This window comes from Fusibacter sp. A1 (assembly GCF_004125825.1).
Lineage (GTDB): Bacteria > Bacillota > Clostridia > Peptostreptococcales > Acidaminobacteraceae > QQWI01.
In genome coordinates this window covers 38,851-51,343 of the sequence record NZ_QQWI01000006.1, presented here as the reverse complement: position 1 = coordinate 51,343, position 12,493 = coordinate 38,851, and the positions used below count along the sequence as shown (strand labels likewise).

Annotated in this window: 13 protein-coding genes; all 13 read left to right on the top strand. The window is 43.3% G+C overall.

Annotated elements, in window-relative coordinates:
• Positions 1 to 4: 4 nt before the first annotated feature.
• The 13 genes from DWB64_RS09575 (at position 5) to DWB64_RS09515 (ending at position 12,492) form a co-directional block, all read left to right on the top strand.
• Positions 5 to 1,522 (top strand): ABC transporter ATP-binding protein, encoded by a 1,518-nt coding sequence (locus DWB64_RS09575; protein WP_129488012.1) that lies wholly within the window; start codon positions 5 to 7, stop codon positions 1,520 to 1,522.
• On the top strand, positions 1,515 to 2,591 hold the full coding sequence (locus DWB64_RS09570) for an ABC transporter permease (RefSeq protein ID WP_129488011.1): 1,077 nt from the start codon (positions 1,515 to 1,517) through the stop codon (positions 2,589 to 2,591). The genes DWB64_RS09575 and DWB64_RS09570 overlap by 8 nt, the downstream gene beginning before the upstream one ends.
• A complete protein-coding gene (locus DWB64_RS09565; protein ID WP_129488010.1) occupies positions 2,584 to 3,513 on the top strand; it encodes an ABC transporter permease in 930 nt (309 codons plus the stop codon). Before DWB64_RS09570 ends, DWB64_RS09565 begins: the two co-directional genes overlap by 8 nt.
• 63 nt (positions 3,514 to 3,576) lie before the next feature.
• Positions 3,577 to 4,392: a shikimate dehydrogenase gene (gene aroE, locus DWB64_RS09560; RefSeq protein ID WP_129488009.1), complete on the top strand. Its 816-nt coding sequence runs from the start codon at positions 3,577 to 3,579 to the stop codon at positions 4,390 to 4,392.
• Positions 4,376 to 5,446: a 3-dehydroquinate synthase gene (aroB, locus tag DWB64_RS09555; RefSeq protein WP_164980334.1), complete on the top strand. Its 1,071-nt coding sequence runs from the start codon at positions 4,376 to 4,378 to the stop codon at positions 5,444 to 5,446. The genes aroE and aroB overlap by 17 nt, the downstream gene beginning before the upstream one ends.
• Complete coding sequence (gene aroA, locus DWB64_RS09550; RefSeq protein ID WP_129488007.1) at positions 5,406 to 6,665, top strand: 3-phosphoshikimate 1-carboxyvinyltransferase; 1,260 nt, start codon at positions 5,406 to 5,408, stop codon at positions 6,663 to 6,665. Before aroB ends, aroA begins: the two co-directional genes overlap by 41 nt.
• A complete protein-coding gene (gene aroC / locus DWB64_RS09545) occupies positions 6,658 to 7,716 on the top strand; it encodes a chorismate synthase (RefSeq protein WP_129488006.1) in 1,059 nt (352 codons plus the stop codon). Before aroA ends, aroC begins: the two co-directional genes overlap by 8 nt.
• Positions 7,713 to 8,225: a shikimate kinase gene (locus DWB64_RS09540; RefSeq protein WP_129488005.1), complete on the top strand. Its 513-nt coding sequence runs from the start codon at positions 7,713 to 7,715 to the stop codon at positions 8,223 to 8,225. Before aroC ends, DWB64_RS09540 begins: the two co-directional genes overlap by 4 nt.
• Complete coding sequence (aroQ, locus tag DWB64_RS09535; RefSeq protein ID WP_129488004.1) at positions 8,197 to 8,619, top strand: type II 3-dehydroquinate dehydratase; 423 nt, start codon at positions 8,197 to 8,199, stop codon at positions 8,617 to 8,619. The genes DWB64_RS09540 and aroQ overlap by 29 nt, the downstream gene beginning before the upstream one ends.
• Positions 8,620 to 8,788: 169 nt before the next feature.
• A complete protein-coding gene (locus DWB64_RS09530; protein ID WP_164980333.1) occupies positions 8,789 to 10,333 on the top strand; it encodes an HD domain-containing phosphohydrolase in 1,545 nt (514 codons plus the stop codon).
• Between the two features lie 77 nt (positions 10,334 to 10,410).
• Positions 10,411 to 10,764, top strand: coding sequence for a PilZ domain-containing protein (locus tag DWB64_RS09525; protein ID WP_129488002.1), 354 nt, complete (start codon positions 10,411 to 10,413; stop codon positions 10,762 to 10,764).
• A gap of 62 nt (positions 10,765 to 10,826) precedes the next feature.
• Positions 10,827 to 11,768, top strand: coding sequence for an NAD(P)-dependent oxidoreductase (locus DWB64_RS09520; RefSeq protein ID WP_129488001.1), 942 nt, complete (start codon positions 10,827 to 10,829; stop codon positions 11,766 to 11,768).
• Position 11,769: 1 nt separating this feature from the next.
• Positions 11,770 to 12,492 (top strand): phosphatase, encoded by a 723-nt coding sequence (locus tag DWB64_RS09515; protein WP_129488000.1) that lies wholly within the window; start codon positions 11,770 to 11,772, stop codon positions 12,490 to 12,492.
• The last annotated feature ends 1 nt before the right edge of the window (position 12,493 follow it).

Genomic DNA, 12,493 nt, shown 5'->3' with positions numbered 1-12,493 from the left:
ACTCATGGATAAAGCAATTGAAATGATTGGTATTTCTAAATGCTTTGGTGAGGTACAAGCACTCAAGGACGTCCGATTGGACGTCTTTGTTGGTGAGATACATTCGATTTTAGGTGAAAACGGTGCGGGAAAAAGCACTCTGATGAACGTGCTCGCAGGCATCTATCAGCCTGACGAAGGCACAGTCAAAGTATATGGAGAACACGTACAAGTCAGAACGCCGCGTATGGCCATCGACCTTGGAATCGGTATGATTCATCAACATTTTAAGCTTGTTAACGCACTTACAGCAGCTGAAAATATCATCGCAGGAAATGAAAAGAAGAACTGGATCAATAAAAAGGAAGTTGAAAAGCAGATCAGCGAACTTTCGGTACGATTCGGTCTTAAAATAGATCCGTCAAAACCGGTCTATCGAATGTCTGTCGCTGAGAAGCAACGTGTCGAAATCCTAAAAGTGCTTTACAGGGGAGCGAAAACGTTGATTCTTGACGAACCAACGGCTGTTCTTACTCCGCAAGAGACAGACCATCTGTTCGAAGTACTCACAGCGATGAAAAATAGCGGTCATAGCGTGATCATAATCACCCATAAGCTAGGAGAAGTGATGTCGATCAGCGATCGTGTCACCATCATGCGAAAAGGTGAATATATCGAAACGAAAATCACACTGGAAAGTTCAGAACGTGATCTTACGAATGCAATGGTAGGCAGAGAAGTGGATTTGTCCCTTTCTTGTCCGACGACGGATTATGATGAAATACTGCTCAGCCTTAAAGGCCTGTCAGTGGATGATTCAAGTGGAAGCAAGCGGTTAAAGGATGTAAGCTTTGACTTAAGAAAAGGTGAAATATTAGGTATCGCAGGTGTGGCCGGAAGTGGTCAAAAAGAGCTTTGTGAAGCGATCGCCGGTCTGCTACCGATAAAAAAAGGCGAAGTCATCTACGAGGGTGAGGATATTGTAGCACTCAACCCGAGAGAAATCATCTCAAGAGGCATATCCTTGAGTTTTGTTCCTGAAGACAGGCTCGGTATGGGATTGGTGTCGACCATGGATATCACCAACAATATTCTGCTCAAGGAGTACCACAAGCAAAAAAGTTTTTTCATTACAAGAAAGAACAGTAAGAAGATGGCGAACTATTTAGTTGAAAAGCTCAATATCGATACTCCCGGAGTAACACACCCTGTGAGGCTTCTTTCTGGTGGAAATATTCAAAAGGTGCTACTTGGCAGGGAAATAGAGAATAATCCTCATCTGATCATTACAGCCTACCCATCAAGGGGGCTGGATATCGGATCCTCTCATCTGGTATATGACTTATTGAACGAACAGAAGGAAAAAGGTGTGGGCATTATCTTTGTAGGCGAGGATCTTGATGTGCTCATGGGTCTTTCAGATAGATTGATTGTCTTATCCAGCGGGAGAGTCACCGGTGTCTTGAACCATAAGTCTGAATTTGACAAGGAGACTATCGGTTTTATGATGTCAGGCGGAGTAATGGAGGATGGACATGTTTAGGATTTCAAAACGGGCTTCTATTTCATTTAGAAGACATCTGATGATCAAAACAAGCGCAATTTTACTGGCGCTTTTGACACTGGCCATATTTCTAATGTTACTCGGTCATAATCCCATCAAAGTTTACGGCGAAATGATCAACGGATCATTGGGTTCAGCATACAGGGTCAAAGAGACAATCAAGATTGCAATTCCACTAACAATGACCGCAATCGGGATTTTGCTGGCCTTTAAAATGAAATTCTGGAACATCGGTGCTGAAGGGCAAATCATGATGGGCGCGATCGGCGGTACTTATATCGCGCTTTACCATACGTACCTTCCCACACCGATCCTGCTTTTAACAATGCTTGTGGTAGCAGCTGTGCTTGGGGGCTTATGGGCCCTGATACCTGGATTCTTTAAGGTCAGGTACGATAGCAATGAAACGCTGTTCACGCTGATGATGAACTATATCGCTATTAAAATAGTGGTGTATCTCCAGTTTTCACTCTGGAAGGATCCAAACGGATTTGGGTTCGCTAAGATTGCACAATTTGATCCCAAAGCGGTTTTTCCGTCGATTTTTGGTGTGCATATCGGTTGGGTGATCACGATCCTTCTGGTAGCGGTTGTCTATTTGCTGATTAACCACACAAAATTGGGTTATGAGATATGTGTTGTGGGTAGTTCGAAAAACACTGCCAAGTATGCAGGAATGAACGTGGATGGCACGATCCTCAAAACGGTGTTCTTAAGTGGTGCGATCGCAGGAATCGTTGGAATTGTTCAAGCGTCTGCCATCAATGGAACGCTTTCTGTGGATGTCTCCGGTGGATATGGATTTACAGCGATCATCATTGCCTGGTTATCAGGAATGAGCACGTTAATCATTCCAATCACCGCATTCTTGTTTGCAATTCTAACGCAAGGTGCGATGTTCATCCAAACTGCGTTTCAAATTCCACAATCGGTTGCAGAGATCCTTCAAGCGATGATTTTGATTTTTGCCTTAGGTAGTGAGTTCTTCACCGCCTATGAAATAAAGAGAATTTCTTTAAAAGACAGAAAGGCAGGCGCTTATGATTGATTTTCTATTTGCGGCTGTACAAGCTGGAACACCACTTTTGTTCGCGACAACAGGTGAGATCATGACTGAGAAGTCGGGTAATCTCAACTTAGGTGTCGAGGGGATGATGCTCATTGGAGCGGTATTCGGCTTTTTAGTAGGCCATATGACCAATTCACCCGTCCTAGCGATGATGGTGGCGATGATGGCTGCTGGCCTTAGCGGAGCCTTATACGCATTTATAACCGTCACGCTAAGGGCCAATCAAGTAGTCACCGGACTTTCCCTGACAATACTCGGAACGGGCATTTCAGGATTTGTCGGACAGCTTCTGATGGGTGAAGTATTATCAGAACAGTTCAGACAGTTTTACAAACCGATTGCCATACCTCTCCTTTCAAAGGTGCCGGTGATCGGACATGTGTTATTCAATCAGAATATCTTCGTATATTTAGGGTACTTTGTCGCAATCGTGTGCAGCATTTACCTGGCAAAGACAAGGTTCGGCTTAAATCTGAGGGTGGTCGGTGAGAATCCAGCTGCCGCTGATGCGAGTGGAATCAATGTAAGTCTATATAAATACATTCATATCATCCTAGGTGGAGCTCTTTGCGGTCTGGGTGGAGCCTATCTGTCGCTTGTCTATGTTCCTGCGTGGCAGGATAATCTGACTTCTGGCAGAGGATGGATCGCGATCGCACTGGTTATCTTCAGTAGATGGGATACAAAAAAAGCAATCGCAGGAGCGTTTCTATTCGGTGGGCTGGATATTGTCGGATTTAGGATTCAGTCTATGAATTTACCAGTATCCCAGTACTTTTTCGACATGCTGCCTTATCTGATCACTATTTTTGTACTGATCGGTGTTTCGATGAATAAACATGCTAAAAATGAAGAACCTGAACATTTGGGTGTATCATATTTTAGAGAGGATAGACATTAGCGCGCACATTTCATATAATAAAAGAGCCTAGCAAGGGCTCTTTTATTATATTCGAGGTGTTTTATGAAAAAATTTGCATTATTAGGAAACCATATAGATTATTCGCTTTCACCCCAACTACATCAGATGATCTCTGACAGGATGGGAAAACCGTGCAACTATGAGATAGTAGACGCCATGGATTCGTTCTATGGTGCTTTGGAACGTATTAAAGACGAGGGTTATGAAGGATTCAACATTACGATTCCCTATAAGGAAGAAATGCTAAAACATGTTGATGAGGTCACTGAGCATGCCAAAGGAATCGGCAGTATCAACACGGTGACTGTCAACGACGGCAAGTGGGTCGGTGACAATACCGACGGTTTGGGATTTGTAAAAGGACTGGGCTTAAGAGGCTGTTCTGTGACGGGCATGAGGGTACTTGTAATTGGAGCTGGAGGTGCCGCTAGAGGAATTGTCCATGCTCTATTGACTTCTGGAGTAAAACAGGTACTGCTTTACAACAGAAGCACAAAAAAGAGAAATGAGCTTTTCAGTATTCTCAGCAAACAGTTCAAAGACCACCGTATGATGGTGGTGGATGACTATTCAGGCATCGTGGTTGATCTGGTGATCAATACGACACCTGTGGGCGGTCCCCATTTTCCTGGAGAGCGTGTGATCGATCTTGAGAAGATGACAGTGAGCCATGTGGCGGACATTGTCTACAAGCCACATAAGACGCCGCTTATTGAACAGGCTACCGCTCTTGATAAAAAAGTATTTCATGGGATAGATATGCTTGTATGTCAAGCGGTACTTGCTCAAGAGATCTGGCAAGGAGAGACCGTTTCTGATGAAGCGATTGAGGAGATCATCCATGAGCTTATCGGCTAAGTATGTGTTAAAACCTGATTCAGGTACTAAGGAACTTGTGTCACTTGCAAACGGCAGAAGGATTTTTCTCGTTGTCGACAGGCAAGTTAGTATGCTCCATAAGTCGTGGATAGACCAACTGCTTGATAACAGCTTGGTCGTAGGCATGTATGACAAGATCGGTGGGGAAACAGACAAGAATTTTGAAAATGTCCAACTGATTTTAAACCAGCTGCTGGAACTGGAACTAAACAGAGATGATCTGCTCATTGCCATTGGTGGCGGGGTTGTCACCGATGTCAGTGGTTTTGTAGCCTCAATCTATAAGCGGGGAATGCCTTGGATCGCATGTCCTACCACCTTGCTTGGAATGATAGATGCTGCGATTGGTGGTAAAACTGCTGTAAACACTTCTTTTGGGAAGAATCTGATCGGTACTTTTCATGAGCCGGAGAAGATTTTCTACCGACTGGATTTTTTGAAAACGCTACCAAGAAAAGAATGGCTGAATGGACTTGGAGAACTTCAGAAATATGGTATGATATACGATAAAAGCTTGTTCGATTTTGTAGTTGAAAAGGGTGAGAAGTGGGCCGATCACATCAGTGAGGTGATTGAAAGCTGCGTAAACTATAAACTCGAAATCGTACACTCGGATTTAAAGGAATCAAGTCATAGGATGGTGCTGAATTTTGGCCATACTTTCGGACACTGCCTGGAAAAGGAATTTGATTACAAGGGGTTCGGACATGGTGAGTCCGTCATGTATGGTATAGTGATCGCTTTGTCATTATCTAAAAACATGATTGGAATGGATGAGCGGATCTATCTGGAATTTCTTCAGTGGATGTCCTCAGAGCCTTGGTTTGACTCAAGCGTCTACAAACATCCGCAGTGGTTTATCAATGGCCTAAGGCAGGATAAAAAAATTCGAGAAAATAAGTTGAATCTGATTCTATTAAAGGATTATGGATGTCCAGTGATTCATTCTATTGAAGAAACTGAACTTGTAGAAGTGTTGAGGGGGATTTTCAGTGAAATCAATCAAGATCTTATCAAAGAAAATTGGCGGTGACTTAAGGGTACCTCCTTCGAAATCCGATTCCCACAGAGCGCTAATCAGTGCGTCTCTTTGTCGAGCGGATTCCACAGTGTCCAATCTGATCTTCTCTGAAGATATCAAAGCGACGATAAACGCGCTTAGGGCATTTGGTGTGGACCTCGATGAGCAGGAAGACAGCGTGAGGATAAAACCTAAGCCCCTTGTCGCTCCTCAAACAGAAGTTGATTGCAATGAATCGGGTTCGACCCTTAGGTTTATGATCCCTATGTCGCTTCTTGTCGACGGAAAAACCACTTTTACAGGACGAAACAGATTGGTTGAAAGACCGATCGACGATTTTTTACATATATTCGATGCGAAACAGGTTGAGTATCGCTACGACGGGAAATTACCTCTTACGGTAGTTGGAAAAGCCATTGATGGAAGTGTCAGCCTGTCTGGAAATGTGAGCTCGCAGTATTATTCAGGACTGTTTTTCATCCTGCCGCTGATGGAGCATGATACAGAAGTAATCGTAGAGGGTGAACTGGAGTCAAAAGGATATGTCGATATGACTCTGAATACTCTTAAAAAGCATAACATTGAAGTGATCAATGAGGATTATAAACGGTTTATCATTAAGGGAAATCAAGAGTATGAGACGACAGATTATGTCGTTGAAGGTGACTATTCAAATGCTGCGTTCTGGATTGTCGCAGGACAGATAAGCGATGAGATTCGACTAAAGGGATTGCATAAGGAATCCTTACAGAGAGACTCGCAGGTCATCGACGTGATCAATGAAATGAAAGGCGGTTTAAACTGGGAAGGCGACATGCTGATCAGTACTCCGACTAGAACTCATGGTACGACGATTGACGCGTCTGAGATTCCTGATATCATTCCGATACTTTGCGTTTTAGCATCTGTATCAGAAGGACGTACTAGGGTCATCAACGGACAGCGGTTAAGAATCAAGGAATCCGATAGGATTAAAAGCACTGTTTCTGAATTATCGAAGCTTGGTGCGGATATCATAGAGACAGAAGATGGAATGATCATCAATGGCGTATCCAAATTAGAAGGTGGCAGCGTGTCCTCTTGGAACGACCACAGGATAGCGATGGCGATGGCGATCGCGAGTACGGTATGCGAGCAACCGGTCATCATCGATGGCGCTGAAGCGGTTAAAAAGTCTTACCCGCATTTTTATGATGACTTTGCTCGTTTAGGAGGCGATTGTCGTGAGTAGTATCAAAGGAAACGTGGTCCAATACTCACTGTTCGGTGAATCGCACGGACCTGCTATCGGCATGACGATAAACAACCTCCCCAGCGGTCTGACGATCGATGAGGATTCTATAAGAAACGCACTAAGTAAAAGAAGTACTGGCGGTCAATATGCCAGTCAAAGACGCGAAACAGATAGCGTCGAATGGATTTCAGGAGTTTATCTTGGACAAACGACTGGCGCTCCACTTACGTTTATCATCAGAAACTCAGACCATAAATCCAAAGATTACGATCAACTGGCGCATATCATGCGACCATCGCATGCGGATTACCCAGCCTATATCAAGTACGGCGGTAAGAACGATATACGGGGTGGCGGAATGTTTTCGGGTAGATTGACAGCTTGTTACGTGGTTGCCGGGACGCTTGTCAGACAACTTTTAGAAACCGAGGGTCTGAGAATAAAAGCCAGTCTTGTCAGGCTTGGAAGACTGACGCTTCCTTTTGATGCCGTAGACAGTGGAACAGGTACTTGGTATGAGTGCCTTCGACCGGAGTGGAAAAAACTTGTGACTCAGCTCTTAAGCGAGGTTCAAGGAAAAGGTGATTCAGTAGGTGGTGAGGTGGCGGTGAATGTAAGCGGAATGCCTGCCGGTATTGGCGAACCACATTTCAATTCGGTTGAATCGGAGCTTGCAGCATGGCTATACGGCATCCCAGGAATGAAAGCGGTTCAGTTTGGCTTGGGAATCGATTTTGCCAAAGCCCATGGAAGTCAGGTGAATGACAAGGCTTACTATGAAGATGGCCTTGTGAAGCACAAAACTAATTTTAATGGCGGCATATTCGGAGGCATAACCAATGGAATGGATCTTGAATTGAAATGCACCTTTAAACCGACGCCATCGATCTATATAAGACAGGAAACGATTGATATCAGGGAAAAAGTCAACATAGAGCATGAGTTGACCGGAAGACATGATCCGGCATTTGTTATAAGAACACCCATTGTCGTAGAGTCAGTCATTGCGATGGCGCTTTACGATCTGATGAGGATGGCTCAAAGATGATGGTTTTTATCATTGGCATCACGGGCGTTGGAAAAAGTTCAATCGGTAGGATGTTGGCAAAAAAACTCAATTTCGGATTTGTCGACTTGGACGCTTGGATTGAAATCAGATCAAAAAAGAGAATCCCCGAACTTTTTAGTGAAGGTGAATCTGTATTTAGAGACTGGGAAACAGAAAGCCTAAAGGCTTTGCCGACAACAAGATCGCTAGTCGTTGCGACTGGAGGTGGTGTTGTCACCCGTGAGGAAAATGTGAAGTGGATGAGGAGCAACGGCCTGGTCATTCAGTTGGACCGTCCGATAGATAAGATCGTAGGGCATATCAATACAAAAAAAAGACCGATGCTCAAAGACGATCCGTCAATACTATATAAGCTGTATCATAAGAGGAAACAGTCATATAAGCGGGCGAGGCATGTGGTTGTCAATTGCTCGAATCGAAAAAAAGCGCTTAGAAAACTGGTTGAGGAGGTAAGAAGATATGAGAATTCGAATCATAAACGGCCCTAATCTCAACAAATTGGGCACCCGTGAGCCCCAAATTTATGGTAATCTTAGTTATGAAGAACTAAAAAAGAACTTGGTAGCATATGGAATCGAGCACGAGGTTCAAATTGAAGTGCTACAATCCAATCATGAAGGACAACTCATCGATTGGTTGCAGCAGACAGATGCATTTGACAAGTTGATTATCAATCCGGCTGCATACAGTCATACCTCTGTTGCGGTTCTCGATGCGCTGTACAATCTTAAGTGCCCCAAAATAGAGGTGCACATCAGCAACGTACACAACCGTGAATCCTTTCGAAGTAAGCTGATCACAACCAAAGGAGTCGATGGTGTGATTGCTGGCTTGGGCACCGATGGATATTTCAGCGCTGTTGATTATCTGATCAAAAAATGATAGATATCAGGTAAGAAACTCATAATTAAATTTTCAAATGTTTGGTTACAGCCATTTATTTTTGGTATATATGAGGTAAGGCTTATTCCATGCATACATGGGGACGGTAGTATGTAAATACATTTTTTATGACATAGTTTATTTGCCAAATGCGAAGAAGGTGATGAAAATGAACGATAACGATTTGCTATTTTATGAAGATCAGACGCCAACTGCAACAAGTCCTGTCCACCTGCAGCCTTGGAAAGTGATTGTTGCCGATGATGAAGAAGAAGTTCATATCATGACTAAAATGGTAATGCGAAAATTTCAATATGAAAACAGAGGGATTCAACTTCTAACCGCATATTCTGGCGAGGATACCAAGAGACTGATGAGGGAGCATGAAGATGTTGCGATTGTTCTTCTTGATGTGGTCATGGAAAACGAAGATTCCGGTCTTGAAGTCGTTAAATACATCAGAGATGAGCTGCAAAATCCATTTGTTCGGATCATCCTAAGGACAGGACAACCTGGACAAGCTCCTCAGGACGATGTGATTAGAAACTATGATATCAACGATTATAAATCTAAAACGGAACTTACTGTTCAAAAGTTATACACTGCAGTCATCGCATCCCTTAGGTCCTACATGGACATGCGGATGATAGATAGAAACAGGCGTGGTCTTGAACTGATTCTCAATCAGTCCAGAGAGCTTTTCAACTTTAAGGAGTTCGAGCAGTATGACGCCTTGATGCTTCAGCACTACCGAGAACTTCTAGCCATCGAAACAGGTACGACCCCTCATATATCGGCACTTGTAGTCAATGAGATCGATGGAGAATACACGGTGGGCAACACTTATGGTGATTTTGAACATAGCAAGGACATCCTTATCACAGAGCATACCTTTAAGGGGTTATTGAATCAGATCGAGTCGTCGAAATATCATAAGGATATCGTGTTCAGCGACCAATCGTTTGTATTCTACTTTGCCGGACTCTCAGACATGAGCCAGTACTTTTATGTTAAAAGCGAAGTCGACTTTTCGGACTTGCAAAGAGATTTGATTAAAATTTATGCCAATAACGCTAAAGTCGCATATGACAATACACTGCTTAATTCAGAGATTGTGGAAACGCAAAAAGAAGTAATTGTGACTTTAGGTGAGATAGTTGAAACACGTTCTAAAGAGACAGCCAACCACGTTGTGAGGGTTGCCGAGTATTCGTTTAAGTTAGCACAGCTTTACGGACATAACGATGAGGATGCTAACCTCTTGAGGTTGGCTTCGCCGATGCATGATATCGGTAAAGTGGGGATTCCCGACCAGATACTGAATAAACCTGGAAAGCTGACCCCGGAAGAATTCGAAATCATCAAAACCCATACTCAGATCGGATATGACGTACTGAAGCGGTCTAAACGTCCGATTCTGAAAACTGCGGCCACGATCGCTCTTTCACACCATGAACGATGGGATGGATCCGGATATCCAAACGGTAAAAAGGGTGAGGAAATCGATGTATATTCTAGAATCACCTCTATTGCGGATGTATATGACGCCCTAAGTCACAAAAGGGTCTATAAGGAAGCATGGGCGGACGAGGATGTTTTACGCTATATCCAGAGTGAGAGCGGAAAAATGTTTCAGCCAGAACTCGTTGAACTCCTGACAGAGCATATCGATGAGTTTATTAAAATCAAAAAAGCGTATCCCGATACGGATTGACATTGACTGTCGTATATATTGTGACTCTCACGGTTGTATGATACACTATAATTACTTAATGAAGATGAGGTGAAATAATGAAAGATAGAAGACGTTCAACCAGATATCCTACACATATTTCCATAAGAATCGAATCGCTCTATAAGCAAGACTATGTGAAGATTGACAATGTGAATGAAGATATTACAGTGACAGACGTATCTAAAACAGGTGTCGGCTTCGCTTCGACACATGAATTGCCGCTGAATTACTACTTCAATTCCAAAATCACTTTTGATGATGAGAAATTCTTTTATTCAGTCTTGAAAATCATTAGAATCGGTCAGGAAGGTAATGTCTATCAATACGGTTGTGAGTTTGTAGGTTTAGCGGATATATTAGCATCGACAGTTGATGAATATGCTGAATTAACAGAGCCGCTGGAAGATTAAAAGTTGTACGAGTCAGATGCAGAAAATGTATCTGACTCGTTTTTCGTAGGTGAGGTGACAGGATGCATGTTGTGATGACTTATGATTATGGTAAAGAAGTGATTGATGAGATAGAGTCGCTCGGCTACTCTGTCGAAATAGTTCCTGAATCGGGAATTACAGAAGAAATGGATTTTTCAAGGGCCGAGGTTTTAATCTGCTATGATCCGTTTGGCAGAATGAACCTGTCCACACTGACGAATCTCAAGCTGATCATGCTCTCAAGTGTAGGAGTGGATCAGGTTCCTGAAAAGTTAAGCTCGAGAGAAGGGCTGATCATCACAAACAATAGGGGCGGATATAGCCCACCGATGGGTGAGTGGATCGTCATGATGCTGCTTGTGGGCGTTAAAAGGGCATATCCTCTGATTGTGCAGTCCTTAAATAGAATTTGGAAGATCGATACGCAGGTTGAAGAACTGACAGATAAGCAAATTTTGTTCTTAGGAACAGGATCGATCGCTCAAGAAGCGATTAAACGCCTTAAGGGATTTGGTGCCTATACTATCGGCATGAACAGAAGCGGACACTATGTAGAGGGGTTTGACAAGGTCATAGGTAAAGATCAGGTAGATGAGTATATTAAAAATGCCGACGCACTTGTGCTTTGTTTACCGCAAACCGTTCATACAGAGCAGTTTATGGATAGTTATAGATTGTCTCTGATGAAGGATGATGCGATACTCATCAATATATCAAGAGGTTCGGTACTCGATGAGCGAGCGCTTGAAGAGGAGCTTCTAAAAGGGAAATTCAGGTTTGTGGCGCTAGATGTCACAAAAGAGGAACCTTTGAATTCGGATTCAAGCCTATGGACCTATGATCAGGTTCTGATCACGCCACACAATTCGTGGGTATCGGAGCATAGGAATTCAAGACGACTTGAGGTCATTATGAAAAATTTGAAAAGATTCACCGCACAAGGTGATTTGATCAATACAGTAGATATCGAAAGAGGGTATTAGGATGGCATTTATCGTAGATTTACACACACATACAATTTCGAGCGGGCATGCATATTCCACATTGATGGATTATGTGAACTACGCAAAAGAACATGCCATCAGCGCATTTGGCATATCCGATCACGGACCGGCAATGCCGGGTGGTCCCAATGTGTTTCATATCGCAAACCAGACCGTCATACCAAGATATATCGATGACGTGCTTATCCTAAGAGGGGTAGAAGCGAACATCATCAACTTCAACGGAGATATCGATATCGAGGAGAAGTTTTTAGATAGGCTTGACTATGCGATCGCGTCACTTCACGATGTCGTACTTAAACCGGGTACTGTCGAGCAGAATACGAGTGCGGTCTGCGGTGCGATAGAGAAAAGCAAGGTTAGGATTTTAGGTCATTTGGGAAATCCTAAGTTTCCACTTGATTATGCTGCGATCGTTAGGGCGTGTAAGGACAAAAACATAGCCATTGAAATCAACAACAGCACATTTGTCTCAGGAAGCAGATCAGGCAGCGAGGAGCATTGCATGATGCTCGCGAAACTATGCTATGAAAACAACATTCCGATCATACTGGGCAGCGACGCGCATATCCACTTTGACCTTGCAGAGTTCTCTCAGTGTTACCAGCTGCTTGACAGGGCATCGATCCCAAGAGACTATCCGATTAACTACAGACGCGATCAATTTTTCAATTGGTTGGGTGTGGAAGGACTAGAGGTGTAAA